This is a genomic window from Actinophytocola sp., from assembly GCF_045807065.1.
GTDB lineage: Bacteria > Actinomycetota > Actinomycetes > Mycobacteriales > Pseudonocardiaceae > Actinophytocola.
In genome coordinates, this window is the sequence record NZ_JBJMIE010000142.1 from 1 (window position 1) to 15,245 (window position 15,245).

Annotated in this window: 12 protein-coding genes; 4 read left to right on the forward strand and 8 right to left on the reverse strand. The window is 69.8% G+C overall.

What is annotated here, in order from left to right:
• Nucleotides 1-100 precede the first annotated feature (100 nt).
• Nucleotides 101-415, reverse strand: a complete 315-nt coding sequence (locus ACJ73U_RS08370) for a hypothetical protein (protein ID WP_407776966.1) — start codon at nt 413-415, stop codon at nt 101-103.
• Nucleotides 416-668: 253 nt separating this feature from the next.
• Between ACJ73U_RS08370 and ACJ73U_RS08375 the strand changes: the two genes are divergently transcribed.
• On the forward strand, nt 669-872 hold the full coding sequence (locus ACJ73U_RS08375) for a cold-shock protein (RefSeq protein ID WP_407776967.1): 204 nt from the start codon (nt 669-671) through the stop codon (nt 870-872).
• Between the two features lie 256 nt (nt 873-1,128).
• On the opposite strand, the gene ACJ73U_RS08380 is transcribed toward ACJ73U_RS08375, so the two are convergent.
• The 3 genes from ACJ73U_RS08380 to ACJ73U_RS08390 form a co-directional block, all read right to left on the reverse strand.
• Nucleotides 1,129-3,030, reverse strand: a complete 1,902-nt coding sequence (locus ACJ73U_RS08380) for a glycosyltransferase (protein ID WP_407776968.1) — start codon at nt 3,028-3,030, stop codon at nt 1,129-1,131.
• Between the two features lie 22 nt (nt 3,031-3,052).
• Nucleotides 3,053-3,658, reverse strand: coding sequence for a class I SAM-dependent methyltransferase (locus ACJ73U_RS08385; protein WP_407776969.1), 606 nt, complete (start codon nt 3,656-3,658; stop codon nt 3,053-3,055).
• A 159-nt stretch (nt 3,659-3,817) separates the two neighbouring features.
• Nucleotides 3,818-5,737, reverse strand: coding sequence for a glycosyltransferase (locus ACJ73U_RS08390; protein WP_407776970.1), 1,920 nt, complete (start codon nt 5,735-5,737; stop codon nt 3,818-3,820).
• Between the two features lie 228 nt (nt 5,738-5,965).
• Here ACJ73U_RS08390 and ACJ73U_RS08395 point away from each other — a divergent pair, with 228 nt between their 5' ends.
• The gene (locus ACJ73U_RS08395; RefSeq protein WP_407776971.1) at nt 5,966-7,945 is read left to right on the forward strand and encodes a DUF6541 family protein; all 1,980 of its coding nucleotides are present in this window, start codon (nt 5,966-5,968) and stop codon (nt 7,943-7,945) included.
• 26 nt (nt 7,946-7,971) lie between these two features.
• Here the strand turns inward: ACJ73U_RS08395 and ACJ73U_RS08400 are convergent, their stop codons facing one another.
• From ACJ73U_RS08400 to ACJ73U_RS08415, 4 genes are read right to left on the reverse strand one after another with little or no spacing between them, the layout of a single operon-like run.
• On the reverse strand, nt 7,972-8,865 hold the full coding sequence (locus ACJ73U_RS08400; protein ID WP_407776972.1) for a glycosyltransferase family 2 protein: 894 nt from the start codon (nt 8,863-8,865) through the stop codon (nt 7,972-7,974).
• Nucleotides 8,865-9,236, reverse strand: a complete 372-nt coding sequence (locus ACJ73U_RS08405; protein WP_407776973.1) for a DUF2304 domain-containing protein — start codon at nt 9,234-9,236, stop codon at nt 8,865-8,867. Before ACJ73U_RS08405 ends, ACJ73U_RS08400 begins: the two co-directional genes overlap by 1 nt.
• A complete protein-coding gene (locus tag ACJ73U_RS08410; RefSeq protein ID WP_407776974.1) occupies nt 9,236-10,015 on the reverse strand; it encodes a glycosyltransferase family 2 protein in 780 nt (259 codons plus the stop codon). Before ACJ73U_RS08410 ends, ACJ73U_RS08405 begins: the two co-directional genes overlap by 1 nt.
• An 11-nt stretch (nt 10,016-10,026) precedes the next feature.
• Nucleotides 10,027-11,346, reverse strand: a complete 1,320-nt coding sequence (locus ACJ73U_RS08415; RefSeq protein ID WP_407776975.1) for a lipopolysaccharide biosynthesis protein — start codon at nt 11,344-11,346, stop codon at nt 10,027-10,029.
• A gap of 121 nt (nt 11,347-11,467) precedes the next feature.
• On the opposite strand from ACJ73U_RS08415, the gene ACJ73U_RS08420 reads away from it, so the two are divergent.
• Nucleotides 11,468-13,567 (forward strand): acyltransferase family protein, encoded by a 2,100-nt coding sequence (locus tag ACJ73U_RS08420; RefSeq protein WP_407776976.1) that lies wholly within the window; start codon nt 11,468-11,470, stop codon nt 13,565-13,567.
• 29 nt (nt 13,568-13,596) lie between these two features.
• Entirely contained in the window at nt 13,597-14,781 is a 1,185-nt protein-coding gene (lhgO, locus tag ACJ73U_RS08425; protein WP_407776977.1) for an L-2-hydroxyglutarate oxidase, read from the forward strand.
• Nucleotides 14,782-15,245: the final 464 nt, after the last annotated feature.

The following is a 15,245-nucleotide window of genomic DNA, read 5'->3' on the forward strand; positions in this document are numbered from 1 at the left end:
GGCGGTGGTGACGTGGCGGGGCGGGTGGCCAGACGTGTGGTCGCGCAGGGCAAGCCTGGTCAGCCACGCGGCGTTGCGTGGCTGACCAGCGGCTTCTTCGTTACTGGGGGTTCTTCACCTCGCGGAGCGCGATGGGTACGCCCGCGAGGTCCTCGTCGTTGCAGAGGAGCTTCACGTCGTAGTAAGGAGAGTCACCGCTGTCGTCGTAGTCCAGGTGGATGGCGATCACGTCAACCGGCTCCCCCAGCCACTCCTGGGTTCGTCGTAGCCAGGCGGCCGAGCGTTCGAGTGCGGTCGGCAGATCGTCGTCACGGAACTCGACCGGGCGATACGGGACGCCGTACACCTGGTCCTCGCGGTGGGAGGGACGGGGAAGGTCGACCGAAACCCCTGCGTCGTCGAGGTCGAGAGCCATGGATTGGGGCTGGTCACTAGCGAGCTCACTCACCCTACGACTGTCTCCCAGCACGTGATCCGCCGCAACCCTTCTAGTGCGTTGTGTCGGTGGCTTGTGGTTCACTGTCTCCTGGTCGTTTTGAGTTCGTGTTCGATCACGCTCGCGAACGATTGCGGGCGCGCGGGTTAGCTCCAGGTTGAGTCGCCGTCTGAACCGGCCAACAGGTCGTCGCAACCGCGGCGGCTTGCACAGCAGTATCAGGAGATATGTAGTGGCACAGGGAACTGTGAAGTGGTTCAACTCCGAGAAGGGCTTCGGCTTCATCGCACCGGACAACGGCGGCGATGACGTCTTCGTCCACTACTCGGAGATTACGGGCTCAGGCTTCCGCAGCCTGGACGAGAACCAGCGCGTCGAGTTCGAGATCGGCCAGGGCCAGAAGGGCCCGCAGGCCACCGGCGTCCGCGCCATCTGATCTGACCCAACGCTGAAGAGGGCCACCGGGTTCGCTCCCGGTGGCCTTTCTTTGTGTCGGGGCCTTGTGTCCGCGGACGCTTCTGGGCAGAGGTCCGTCTCCGGCTCGGAGGCCCAGGGCTGTGACCATCTGTGACCTCCGGTGATTTTCTGTGATTCCGGACACTTAAACGATCCCACGAACGGATCACGCGCTGTGAACTGAACCCGAAAGCGTGACGGGGGCGGTCGCTCAGTGCGACCGCCCCCGTTCCGGGTCAGTTGGAGAAGACCTTTCGCCAGGACTCCACCGAGGTCAGTTCTGGGACGGCTGCTCGGTACTGCTCCACCAGCTTCGGCCACTCCGCGATCAGGCGGCGGTAGTTGTGGGCCGTGCGGGTGGCCAGTTCGCGGAACACCTTCGGATCGCGGCGGCGGAACGCCACGCCGCTGCCGTCCGCGTTCGACACCGTCGCGCTGTCGAGGTTGCCCAGGAGGAACCACAGGGCCGAGTTGGCGGAGATGTTGACCTGCGGGCGCTGCACCGCCGACGGGTCCGGCGAGCGGAGGTTGTGCACCAGCGCCTTGCCCGCCCGCAGTGCGATCTTCGCCGGGTGGACCGGGGGGTGGAGCATCTGCTCGGCCCTCACCATGTCGAACGACGGCGGAGGGAACTCCCGGGCCGACGGGGCGAACTGCGCGTCCGTGTACTCCTTGCGCAGGCGCTGGATCTCCGGCAGGCCGTGCGACAGCGAGTCGAACAGCCGGTCCGGGCCGGCCATGAAGTCCTCGAGGGCCTTGTTCTCCAGGGCCGCCGTCGAGTACTCCATCGAGAACAGGCGGCGGACGGCCACTCGCGCGCCCTGCAGCAACAGCGTCTTGCGCAGGTCGTACGGGCTGTGCAGTGCCGCCATGATCAGGCGGTTGCGCAGGTGGAAGTAGACCGTCCAGTCCTTGGTGTCGTTCTTGTCGGTCCACGGCTCGTGCCACACCGCGGAGCCCGGCAACGTGACCGTCGGGATGTCGTGGGCCAGTGCGCGCAGCGAGTACTCCGCGTCGTCGCACTTGATGAACAGCGGGAGCGGCAGGCCGGTCTGCTCGACGACCTCGCGCGGGAACAGGCACATCCACCAGCCGTTGTAGGTGGAGTCGATGCGCCGGTGCAGCTCGGGGCTCTCCCGCAGCGGGTAGGCGCCGAAGTCGTGGTCCGTCTTGGCGCCCGGGGCGGGCCGCCACACGCAGGTGGCCAGGTCGACGACCTCGCCCATGGTGTGCAGGCGGGACTTGGCCTGCAGGTTCAGCATCTGCGAGCCGACGATCACCGGCTTCGCCGCGGCGCGGGCGAACATGTTCGAGCGCAGGATGGAATCCGTCTCGATGGCGATGTCGTCGTCCATCAGCATGATCTGGTCGACCGTGCCGGGCTTCGTGTGCTCGACCGACTCGTACAGCGCGCGGGTGAAGCCGCCGGCACCGCCCAGGTTGCCCTGTTCGATGATCTCCAGGCGGTCGCCGAGCGCGGCCGTCAGCTCGCCGTACCGCTCGTGCGAGCGCATCTTGCGCGGGCCCTGGTCGGCGACGTAGATCTTGCTGACCACGTCCAGCACGGCCTGGTCCTCGCCGAGCGAGAGCAGCGCCGCGACGCAGTCGTCCAGGCGGCTGAACGTCGTGGTGCCGATCGCCATCTTCTTCTTCGGCAGCGGCTTGTCCGACAGCCAGCACGCGTCGGCGATGTCGATCGGCGTGTTCTCGGTGAACACGTCGAACCACAGCCAGCCGCCGTCCTCGAACGGGGTCAGCGCGACGTCGAACTCGAGGGTCTGCCAGTCCTCCTCCGCGTGCACCGCGGTGCCCTTGAGGTGGACGAGGTCGCCGTTCGGCTTGGACCGGTACACCTCGATGCGCCCCGCGCCCCGCACCTTCAGGTGCAGCGTGACGTGCTCGACGGTGGTCCAGCGCTTCCAGTAGCTCGCCGGGAACGCGTTGAAGTACGACGCGAACGACACCCGGGCCGAGGGCGGCACCTGGACCTGGTTGCGGGAGGAGATGTTGCAGTTCACGTTGTCCGGCTCGTCCAGGTACAACGGGCGGACGTCGAGCGGGTCGCTCTCCTTCGGCAGGATCACACGCCAGAGCACGCGATCGGCGTCCGGTTTGCTGGCAGTCGCCTGCTCGGCCACGGTTCTGCTCCTCCAGTAAGAACTACGAAGTGCGGTCAGCGACCAGCACGAACTCGTTGTAGGTGAACGACTTGCCGGCGAAGCGGGGCAGAGGGAAGGACTGTCGCTTGGTGCTGTGGAAGCCGAGCTGGTAGGCCACGTCCGTCAGTGCGTCGAAGTCGGAGAACGCGACGTGCGTGCTGTCGGAGGCGTAGCCGCGCTCCTGCGGGCAGATCAGCACCAGCCGCGCGTCGGGGGCCAGGTACTCCAGGTAGCCCGAGAGGATCTTGATCGCCTCCTCGCGCGGCATGTGCTCCACGAGGTGCGCGGCAAGCATCCCGCCGAACCGGCCGGGCTTCGCGTACTCGCTGTCGGCGAACTCGTCGGTGGTGAACGCGGTGAACCCGCGGCGGCGGCACTCCTCGATCGACGTCTTGTTGTGGTCGACGCCGACCCCGTGCGGTGCGAGGTGGGCGAGGCAGCGACCGATGCCGCAGCCGACCTCGAGCACCTCGCGGTCACCGAACTGGCGGCGGAGGTTCCAGCGATACGGCGCCTGGACGTCGAGTACCCGCTTCCACAGCGGCATCTCGAGCCGCTTCAGCCGGTCGGTGTACTCCTCGCCCTCGGTTGAATCCAGGGAAGCCATGACTGTTAGGTCCTCACCGATCCGGTTACGGCCGGGCTCGTACATCGCCAGCCGTCTTCGTTTTTGTGGCACCGGGCGCCCCGTCAGCGTCCACCCGTGCAACGGCATGGTAGCCGTCCGTCGCGGAGCGGCGCCTCGCGGGACGCCCGGTCACTCCGCTCAGTCCAGGCCGTAGAGCCGTCGCCAGTTCTCCCTGCTGGTCAGCTCGCCGGCCGCCGCGCGGTACTCGCCACGCAGGCGCGGCAGCTCGGCGATCAGCCGGCGCACGACCCTGCCGGTCTGCTTGGCCAGCTTGAAGGTCAGCTCCCGGTCGCGCCTGCGCACCCGCACGCCGCTCTGCGAGCCGTCGGTCACGACGACCGTGTCGAACTGTGACAGGTGCCACCAGGTGGCGTCCTCGAGCGTGACCGCGCCGACGTCGTGGGCGGACCTGCCGAGCGCGAAGTGGATGAGCCGCTTGAGCAGCACCAGGCGGCTCATGCTCGGCGTGGGGCCGGCCTGGATCATCGGCACCTCACCGGACTTCAGGCCGGGCACCTCGCCGGGCGGGTGCATGACCGTGTCCGGGTAGTCGGCGCGCACCGCGTGGATCTCCTTGGCGGCGGACGCGCCGCCGTCGTGCAGGAAGCCCGGTCCGCGCAGGAAGTCCTCGACGGCCTTGAGCAGCGTCGCGGCGAGGCCGTACTGCATCGACAGCAGGCAGCGCACGATCCGGGAGACGATGACCCGCGCGGTCTGCTTCGGGTCGATCTCCGCGTGCAGCGCGGCGACGATCATCGCGTTGCGGACCGCGAAGTACTCGTTCCACTTGTCCGCGTCCTTCCAGTCGAAGTCCGCGTGCCACAGGCCGGCGCCCGGCAGCGTGACGGTCGCGAACCCGTTGGCGCGGGCGCGGTAGCCGTACTCGACGTCGTCCCACTGGAAGAACAGCGGCAGCGGCAGGCCGATCGTCGCGACCACCTCGGCCGGGATCAGGCAGGACCACCACGCGTTGTAGTCGGCGTCGACGCGGCGGTCGCCCCGGTTGGGCTTGCCGGTCGGCACGCCGTCCTCGTCCTCGGCCTCCTCGGTCACGTCGACGTCGTCGAGCGCGCCCTTGACGACCTGGCCGGGCACGAGCTGCGCGAAGTCCGCGTACTCGGCGCCGGCGAGCAGCATGGTCGGGTGCAGCAGCCGAAGCATCTGGCCGCCGACGATGGTCGGCTCGGTGGTGCGGTTGGCGAACGCCGTGAGCCGCACCGCGATCTCCGGCTCGCACAGCACGTCGTCGTCCATCAGCAGCACGTTGGCGTGCGCGGAGCCGTGCTCGGTGACCTCGTACATGCCGCGCCCGAAGCCGCCGGCGCCACCGAGGTTGGGCTGGCGCAGGTACCGCAGCCGACCCGCGAGGTCCTGTTCGACCTGCGGGAACGCCTCGCGCGACGCGACCGTGTCGGTGCCCTGGTCGACGACGTAGATCGCGTCGAGCACCTCCAGCGCCTCGTCGTCCGCGGCGAGGGACTGCAGGGTCTTGGTGCAGTCGTCGGCGCGGTTGAACGTGCAGATCACCACGGCCGTCGGGCGGACGAGGTCGGGCGACTCGACGGTCCAGCGCAGCCGCTCCACGGTGAGCTCGTCGTCGCCCGCGGCGAACTCCAGCCACAGGAAGCCGCCGTCCAGGAACTTGTCGAGCGCGACACGCAGCGTGACCAGCCGACCGTGCTCGCCGGTCACCTCCTCGGCCGCGACCGTGCGGGTGTCGCCCCGGCTGTCGGAGGCGACGAGGGCGATCCGGCCGGCGCCGGACACCGTCACCTCGGCGTGCACCTCCCTGACGACCGTCCAACGCTGCCAGTAGCTGGCCGGGAAGCGACCGAAGTAGGTGTCCATGGACACCTCGGAGCCGGCGTGCACCACCAGCCGCTGCCGCTGCCGCGCCGCGGTGCCGAGGACGCTCTGCGCGTACAGGTCGTCGGGGCAGACGGGGTCGGGCCCGCGGAACAGTCCGCGCTGCGCGACCAGCCGGCCGTTGGGCGCGTGCTCCACGAGGCGCTCGTCCGGAGCCGACGTCTCACTCGTGGTCGTGGTGCTGCCGAGCATGTCGAGTTAGTCCTCCATAAGAGTGAAGTCAACCCAGGGTACCCACGCAGCAGGTTGTGGTTACCGTTAGGTCACGGCTCGGCCGCTCCCAGGACACAGCTGGCGCACAGGTCGGTGACCGAGCCCCAATACACGGGTGATCGCGAACCCTGTTCGGCCTTCTTCCTAGAATCAGCGCGCTCCGACGCTAAGAAGGCTCCATGGCCGTGAATTGAGGTTGCGTCCGCGATGAACTGGTTCGAAGCCGTGCCCGCGATCGGTGTGACCCTCGCCTGGTTGCTCCTGCCCGGCGCGGCCATCAGCTACCTGGTGGGGCTGCGCGGCATCGCGGCGTGGGGGTTCGCCCCGGTGACCAGCATCGCGTTGATCGCGGCCACCGCGGTGGTGCTGGAGAAGGTCGGCGTCGACTGGAACGTGCTCGTCGTGCTGGTCGTGTGCGTGGCGGTCGTCGTCGTGGTCGGCGTGGTGGGCCTCCTGCTGCGGCGAAGGAAGATCTTCGCGGCCGAGGCCGACCCGCGCCCGGTGTCGGTCGCCGGGTTCGTCGGGCTGCTGCCGGGCGTGGTGCTCGGCGTCATCACCGTGGTCATGGCCATCCACACGCCGGACGCCCTCTCCCAGACCTACGACGCGCTGTTCCACTACAACGCGCTCGCCTACATCGCCGACGCGCACCAGGCGTCCTCGCTGACGCTCTCCACGCTCGGCAACCCCGAGGTCGGGCCCGTCTTCTACCCGGCGGCCTGGCACGACGTCGCGTCGCTGCTGATGATGTCCACCGGCGTCGACATCCCGGTCGCGGCCAACGTCGTGACGATCGTGGCGGCGGTGCTCATCTGGCCGCTGTCCTGCCTGCTGCTGGCGCGGCAGCTGTTCGGCCGCAACGTCGCCGCACTCGCGATCACCGGCACGCTGAGCGCCGGGTTCGCCGCGTTCCCGTGGGACCTGCTCGGCTTCGGCGTGCTGTGGCCGAACCTGCTCGGCATGTCGTTCGCGCCGGCCGCGCTGGCGGTCGTGTTCACGGTCACGCGGTTCGTCAGGGACGACGCGATCGGCGTCGGGCGCGGCTGGCTCGCCGCGTTCGTCGCGCTGGTCGCGGCCGCGTTCGCGCACCCGAACGTGCTGTTCTCGGTCGGCGTGCTCGCGCTGTTCCCGATCGGCGCGCGGCTCGGCGCCCGCGCGTGGGCGCTGCACAAGGCCGGCCGCACGGTCCGCGGGGCCGTCGAGGTGGCCGTGGTCGTGGTCTTCCTCGGGTTCGCGTGGTGGTACACGGCCACCGCGCCCGCGTTCGCCAACACACGCGACCAGTACTGGCCGCCGTTCGAGACGCCCGCGAACGCGGTCGGCGACGTGCTGTTCAACGCCACGAACCGGGCCGACGGGCTGTGGATCCTGTCGATCGTGGTGATCCTCGGCGTGGTCGCCGCCGCGCGGGAGTGGCCGGTGCTGCGGCTGGTCGTCGCGGGACACCTGGCCACCACGTTCCTGTACGTGCTGACCGCCTCGATCAACCGGCCGGACACCAGGAAGTTCACCGGCTACTGGTACAACGACTCGCACCGGCTCGCGGCCATGCTGCCGATCACGGCCGTGCCGCTGGCGGTCGGCGGCATCCTGTGGATCGCCTCGAAGATCCTGGTGCGCACGGGCGAGGAAGCGGCACGCGGGCGCACGGCGACCATCGTCACGATCGGCGTGCTCGCCGTGCTGCTGGTGGTGACCGGCGGCCTGTACCCGAACGACCGGGAACGACGCGTGGCCGCCGGCTACGAGGTGATCGAGAAGGAACAGCTGGTCAACGACGAGACACAGGACTTCATCGAGCGCATCAAGGACGAGATCCCGGCGGACGCGCTGGTCGCGGGCAACCCGTTCAACGGGAGCGCCATGCTGTGGACGCTCGGGGACCGCGAGGTGCTGTTCCCGCACTTCCGCAGCGCCCAGAGCAAGGAGCAGGACTTCGTCGCCGGCCACCTGGACGACGTCGCCACCGACCCCCGCGTGTGCCGGGCGGTGCGGGACCTGGGCGTCGACTACCTGTTCGTGGGCGGCAGCAAGTTCCGCACCGTCGACCCGAAGTGGGAGTACTACGAGGGCCTCGACGACCCGAAGTCGAGGTCGGGCTTCGACCTGGTGGACTCCGACGGTCACAGCAAGCTGTACCGCATCACCGCCTGCGGGACGCCCCCGCACGAGGACTCCGACGGCTGAACACCTGAAAGTCCGGGAGGCGGACCCTAGCCGCGACCTGGGCCGAACGCGTGGCGGACCAGCGGCCGCACGGCCTCGCCGCCGGCACGCAGGGCCTGCGGCAGCTTGGTCAGCGCGAAGATCCGCGACGACAGGTGCAGCCGCGCGACCCGCGCCGCCCGGTGCCAGCCGTGCGCGGCCAGCTGGTCGGCCACGTCCGCGAAGAAGTTGCCGGCCTCGGTGAAGCGGGAGCCGTCGAACGCGGTGGCCGACGACTCGCTCGCCTCGTGCCGCCGGTACTCGAAGCACAGGGTGCTGTCCGCGACCAACCGCTCGCCGCGCCGCACCAGCTCGATCAGCAGCGCGAGGTCCTGGATCACCCGCAGCTCCGGCCGGAACCGCAGGCCCTTGAGCGCCTCGGACCGCCAGCAGATCGACGGGAAGTACAGCCAGTCGCCACGCAGCAGGCTCACGGCCAGGTCCTCGCCGACCAGCGAGGTCCGGCGGTCGAACTTCGGCGCGTACAGCCGCCGCTTGGCCTCGTCGACCAGCGTCTTCGTCTCGTTGCCCGCGCCGTCGATGACCCGCACTCCCGGCTGGATGATGCCCGCGTCCGGGTGGTCGTGGTGCACGGACCGCACCACGGACACGTAGTTGGGCAGCATCAGGTCGTCACAGCCGATGACCACGGCCAGCTCGTGCTCGACCAGCTCGAGGCAGCGGTTGAAGTTGCCGGTCAGGCCCAGGTTCTGGGGGTTGCGCAGGTACCGCACGCGCTCGTCGTCGATGGTCGCGAAGAACTCCGGGACGGCCGGGTCGGTGCTGTCGTCGACGACGGTCAGCCGCCAGCATGGGTCGTCCTGGGCCAGGACGCTACGGACGGACGCCTGCATCAGCCCGACGTCGCCGTAGAACGGCATCATGATGTCTACGGTGGTCATTAGGCCACGTTCTCGCCGCGCTTGTCCTTCTGCAGCTGCTCGACCTCGAGCCGCAGGATGGCCAAGTCCTCGGCCAGCTTGCGGGTCTCGTTCTCCAGCCGGGACACCTCCCACGACAGGTGCAGCACCACGCCGACGAGGAACACGATGCCGACGAAGAACATGAGGTTGGTCGGCACGGCCACGCCGAGCCCCCTGGCGAGCGAGAGCGTCAGGCGCGGGAACACGGTGAAGACCAGCAGGAGGAGGCCGACCATCAGCCACAGCACGGCGTACTTCTCGCTGAGCTGGCGCCTGCGCAGCAGCTCGATGATGCCGGCGAGTACCAGCACGCTGCCGATCAGCGCGACCAGGTACGTACTGTTGTTCATCATTGGACGGCGCCTTCCTTCACGGGGCCCGGCTTCGCCTGTAACGACTCGTCCGCCGGGATCTCGTAACGGCGGATGAGCGCGAGCAGCAGGGCGAAGCCGGCACGGAAGAGGTAGATCATGGACTTGATGGGGCGGTGGCTGGGCGTGCCGCCGCGGCGGGGCCGCATGTGCGCGGGCACCTGCACGACCTTGCAACCGGCACGCACCGCGATCACCAGCGACTCGACGGTGTCACCCAGGTACTCGACGGGGTAGTGCTCGGCGAAGACCGGCAACGCTCGGCCACCGGTGGCCTTGAAGCCGGACGTGGCGTCGGTGAGCTTGGCCTTGGTGACCTTGGACAGCACCTTCGACAGCACGACCATCGCCCACTTGCGGGGCCCGCGCACCTTGTAGGTCTCGTCGCCCTGGGTGAACCGGCCGCCGATGACGACGTCGGCCTCGGACAGCTTCGCCAGCAGCCCCGGCACCTCTTTGGGGTCGTGCTGACCGTCGGCGTCCACCTGTACGGCGGCGGTGTAGCCGTGGCGGACCGCGTAGCGGAAACCGGCACGCATCGCCCCGCCGACGCCGAGGTTGTACGGCAGCTCCAGCACGAGCGCACCCGCCTCGCGGGCACAGTCGGCGGTTCGGTCGGTCGACCCGTCACTGACGACCAGCACCGGGATGTCAGGTGTCGCGGCGCGGATCTCGCGCACCGTGTCACCGACGTTCAGCTGTTCGTTCCAGGCGGGGACAACGATGATCGCGCGGGCGGCAGGCACCTTGCTTGACACGGAAGAGAAGACTAGCCGGATGTCGTGGTCACCTCGGCACCGGCTGTCGCCGATACCGGTTGGCCCCCGCCACGCAGTGCCTTCGACAGTGCACGCAGCATGATGACCACCACGAGCGTGGCGCCGACGAGCTGTGCGAGCACCCCGGCGCGGATCGGGTCGCCGGGCAGCGCCAGCAGGGCCACCAGCACGACCGTGCCGGCCAGCCACGCCGCGGTCACCGACTTGTGCGCGCCGAGTGCGATCAGGCCGGGCTGCAGCACGAGCCCGGTCATCAGGCCCACCGTGCTGACCCCGAGCAGGCCGACGACCGCGGTCGAGAGCCGGACCTCGGCGCCGAACAGCACCTGCACGGCCCACGGCCCGACGGTGAACGACGCCAGCACGCCGAGCAGGCCGATCGCGAGCACCGCCATGAGGATGACCCGCAACCGCGCACGCACGGCCGCGAAGTCGTGCGCGGTCGCCGCCCTGGTCAGCGAGGGCAGCAGCATCGCCTGGACGGGTGCGAACAGGAACAGCGGGATCCGGGCGAGCACGAACGCCGACGCGAACGCGGCCGCGGTGGCCGCGTCCTCCGGCAGCCGAGCGGTCACGACGATCGGCGCCACGTTGGACACGATCAGCATGAGCAGGGTGCCGCCGACCAGCAGCGACAGCGCGTGCGCCATGCGCCTGACCGAGGGCGGCTCGACGTCGCGTGGTTCGACCGGCCGCGGCCGCGGGGTGCCGCGCCGCAGCCAGAGCAGGCCGGCGGCCGCCCCGAAGCCGGAGCCCGCCGCGAAGATCAGCGCGTACCAGGTGGGGTCCGGCATGCCGAGCGCGGCGATGACGACACACGGCACGATGCGGACGACGCCCTCGGCGGCGAGCGTCGCCGAGTAGCCGGTGAACCGCTGGGTGCCGCCGAGCAGGCCACGCACCACGTAGACGGCGGCCGACGTCACCACGCTCAGCAGCACGGCCGCGAACAGCCCCCACTGCCCGGCGAACGCCTGGTCGGTGAGGATCGGCGACACCAGCAGCAGCACGACGAGCAACACGGCGAGCAGGCCGGCGGCGAGCAGCCACGCGTGCCGTGCGACCGCGCCGATGCCCCGGCCGGCGGCGGCCTCGGCACTCACCGAGCGGCTGGTCTCCTGCTCCAGCGCGGAGAACACGCCCGGCCCGATGATGTTGACCATGAGGTAGAGGCTCGCCAGCGCGGCCGCGGCGGCCGGGGCGAGCGTGTGCCCCGCCAGTGCGACGAAGCCGTAGCCGGCAGCGCCGACCAACGCCAGCCCCCCCGCCATGTAGATGGCGGGACCGAGACGCGCACTCAGGCTGACCACGCGACCACGGTATCCGGAGGCAACCGACGGGCCTTCTCGGGTGTGTTCGTAGTAGCGGCACCAACTCCGGGGGGACGGCGCCGACTTTTCCGAACGCGCTGCCCATGGGGGAAAGATGGACATGGCGACCAAGCCGCGCATGCTCGCGTTACCGGTTCGGGTGCCGCGCGCACCGGCCGCCTTTCGGACCGACATCCAGGCGCTGCGTGCGGTCGCGGTGCTGGCGGTCGTGCTCAACCACCTGTCGCCCGGCTGGCTGAGCGGCGGGTACGTGGGCGTCGACGTGTTCTTCGTGATCTCGGGCTTCCTGATCACAGCGCACCTCGACAAGGAGATCGTGCGGACCGGCCGGGTGCGGCTCGGCGCGTTCTACGCCCGGCGCGTCCGCCGACTGCTGCCCGCCGCGCTGCTGGTGCTGGGGGTGTCGGTGGTCGCGGCGTACTACCTGCTGCCGTACCCGCGCTGGTCGGCGATCGCGCAGGAGGCCGCCGCGAGCGCGACCTACTGGGAGAACTGGCTGCTCGCGGCCAAGTCGGTGGACTACTCGGCGGCGAACGCGCAGGCGAGCCTCGCACAGCACTACTGGTCGCTGTCGGTCGAGGAGCAGTTCTACCTGGTGTGGCCGCTGCTGTTGCTGCTGCTGGGCGTGTTCCGCCGGCGGGCGGCGCGGGTCGCGGAGATCGCGCTGGTGGGGGCGGCCTCGCTGGCGTTCAGCGTGTACTACACGTCGGCGGCGCCCAAGGCGGCGTACTTCGTGACGCCGGCGCGTGCGTGGGAGTTCGCGCTCGGCGCGCTGGTGGCCCTGTGCGCCTCGCGGCTGGTGCTGCCACGCGTCGCGGCCGGGACCGCGTCGTTCGTCGGCTTCGTGCTGATCGTCGGGTCGGCGGCGCTGTACGACAAGCACATGCCGTTCCCCGGCTACCTCGCCGTGGTCCCGACGGTCGGCACGGCCCTGGTGATCGTCGCCGGGCTGCGACCGGACCGGCAGTGGCACACGGTGGTGACCGCGTCCCGGCCGGTGCAGCTGGTCGGGGACATCAGCTACTCGCTGTACCTGTGGCACTGGCCGCTGATCCTGCTGGCCCCGTTCGCGCTGCGAGAAGTGCTGGACGCCGGGCGCCTGACCAGGCCGTACCTGGTGGGTGTGCTGGTCGTGTCGCTACTGCTGGCGTACCTGTCGAAGGTGCTGGTCGAGGACCTCGGCCGGCGTTTCACCCGCCGCACGTGGCTGACGTTCACGGCGATGGCGGTGGGCATGGCGGTCGTGGTGACGGCGGCCGGGACGCTCCAGTGGACCTACGGGCGCCACGTCGCGCAGGCGGAACGCGCGGCGGGCTCCTACACGACGGTCTACCCGGAGGTCCCGTGCCACGGCGCCCCGGCGATGGACCACGCCTGCCCGAACAGGCTGGGCCCGGCGGACGTTCCGGTGATGGGCCCGGCGAACCAGTACTTCCTCACGCCGCCGCCGTGTGTGCAGGGCGACGTGAACCGCGCGGAGGACGTCCGGACGGTGACGGTCTGCGACTACAGCGAGGGCGACCCGGCCGCGAAGACCGTGTGGCTGATCGGCGACTCGCACGCCCAGCACTGGCAGCACGGGCTGTTCGACCTGGCACGCGAGCAGAGGTGGGTGCTGAAGCTGGGCCTGCTGGGCGGCTGCCCGTTCGCGGACATCAACTTCACCGGCTACTACGGCGGCCCGGCGGACGACCACACCAGGCACCGGTGTATGGACTGGACGAGGCGCCAGGCCGACCTGGTGGCGGCGGACAAACCGGACATGGTGTTCTTCTCGTTCTTCGCGCGGGCGGAGGACCCGGACGACGGCTCGAGCCGGTCGAAGGTCGAGCAGTACCGGTCGGGGCTGGAGGAGTACTGGCGGAAGTGGTCGGACGCGGGCGCGCGGATCGTGGTGCTGGCGGACCCACCGCTGAACGGTGCGGTGCGGGACGAGAACTGCGTGGCGCTGAACCCGGCCGACCCGAAGGTCTGTGCCGTGGACCGGGCGGTGGCCCAACCGCCGGACCCGCTGGTCGAGGTGGCCCGCACGACGCGGGTGCCCGGCGTGACGCTGGTGGACCTGACGAGGTACTTCTGCGACGACCGCGAGTGCTACGCGGTGGTCGGCAACGTGGCGGTCTACTACGACCACGACCACATGAACCTGGAGTTCAGCAGGACCCTGAAACCGCTGATCGCGAAGGCGTTGGGTATGTGATCGACTACCGGTCGGCTAGCGTTGCCGGCGTGCGGCGCATAGTTGTTGTCGGTGGCGGCATCCTCGGTCTGGCGGTCGCGCGTGAGCTGACCACGCGCGGCGACCAGGTGACGGTCCTGGAGAAGGAGGACCACTGGGCGGCCCACCAGACGGGCCACAACTCGAACGTCGTGCATGCCGGGCTGTACTACGAGCCCGGCTCGTTCAAGGCGCGGATGTCGGTGGCCGGCAACCAGTCGATGGTCGAGTTCGCGAAGACCTACGGCGTGCCGGTGGACGTCTGCGGCAAGCTGGTGGTGGCCACGACGAACGAGGAGCTACCGGGCCTGCACGCCCTGGCGGCAAGGGCATCGGCGAACGGCGTCCCAGCGAGGCTGGTCACCCCGGCGGAGGCCCACGAACACGAACCGGAAGTCGCCTGCGTGGCGGCCCTACAGGTGACCAGCACGGCGATCATCGACTTCGCGGCGGTGTGCGAGGTCCTGGCCGACCAACTGTCGGCCGCGGGCGCCGACCTACGCCTGTCCACGCCGGCCCTGGGCATCCGCCCGGGCCGAACGTCCGGTGTGGAGGTGGCGACGGGTCGAGACGTGATCCGCGCCGACGCCCTGGTGAACTGCGCGGGCCTGCACTCCGACCGCGTGGCCACCATGGCCGGCCTGACCCCACCGGTGAAGATCGTCCCGTTCCGCGGCGAGTACTTCACCCTGAAGCCGGAGGCCGCCCACCTGGTGCGCGGCCTGATCTACCCGGTGCCGGACCCGACACTGCCGTTCTTGGGCGTCCACCTGACCCGCATGCTGGACGGCAGTGTCCACGCGGGCCCGAACGCGGTGCTGGCCCTACGCCGCGAGGGCTACCGCTGGACTGATGTGTCACCGGCGGACGTGGCGGAGGTGGCCCGCTTCCCAGGCGTGTGGCGCCTGGCCCGCAAGTACCCCCGCACGGCGGTGGACGAGGTCTTCCGTTCCCTGTCACGCCGCAGGTTCGCCAGAAGCCTGGCCCGCCTGGTACCGGCGGTCGGCCGAGAGGACCTGGTCCGAGCAGGCGCCGGCGTGCGGGCACAAGCACTACGCCCCGACGGCACCCTGGTACAGGACTTCATCATCGAAACCGCCCCGAACCAGGTCCATGTGCTCAACGCCCCCTCACCAGGCGCGACATGCGCCTTGGAGATCGCGAAGCACGTAGCCGACCAGGTGGATCACAGGTAGTAGAGAACAAGCCGACCAGCGATCAGCACCGCACCAACAACTCCGGCGGCCGTAAGCCTCTCCCCATACCAGACAAGCAGAGCAGTGGAACCCGCGCAGACCCATACGACAGCGCAAGACTCACGCCCAACCAAGCCCCGCCACCCAATCCCCAAAAGCAAACCCCACCTCACCCAACCGGCAGACCCGACCGAAAGCCCTCACTAACCCCACCAGCACGCCCACCGACCACCGGCGACCACCACAACCCCAGCCGCCCCCCGCCCTACCAAACTCCGCTCACCAAGCCACCCTCAAGGACCCCACCCCCCAACAAAGCCCTCCAACTGAACCACCGCTCAACTAACCACCCTCCGGCCGGCCCACCCTCCAACTAACCCACCGCCTGACTAACCCACCGCCCAACCAACCCATCCCCTCCCCCCCGGCCTCCCCTCCCCCGGCCCCATCCCCCGGCCCCACGA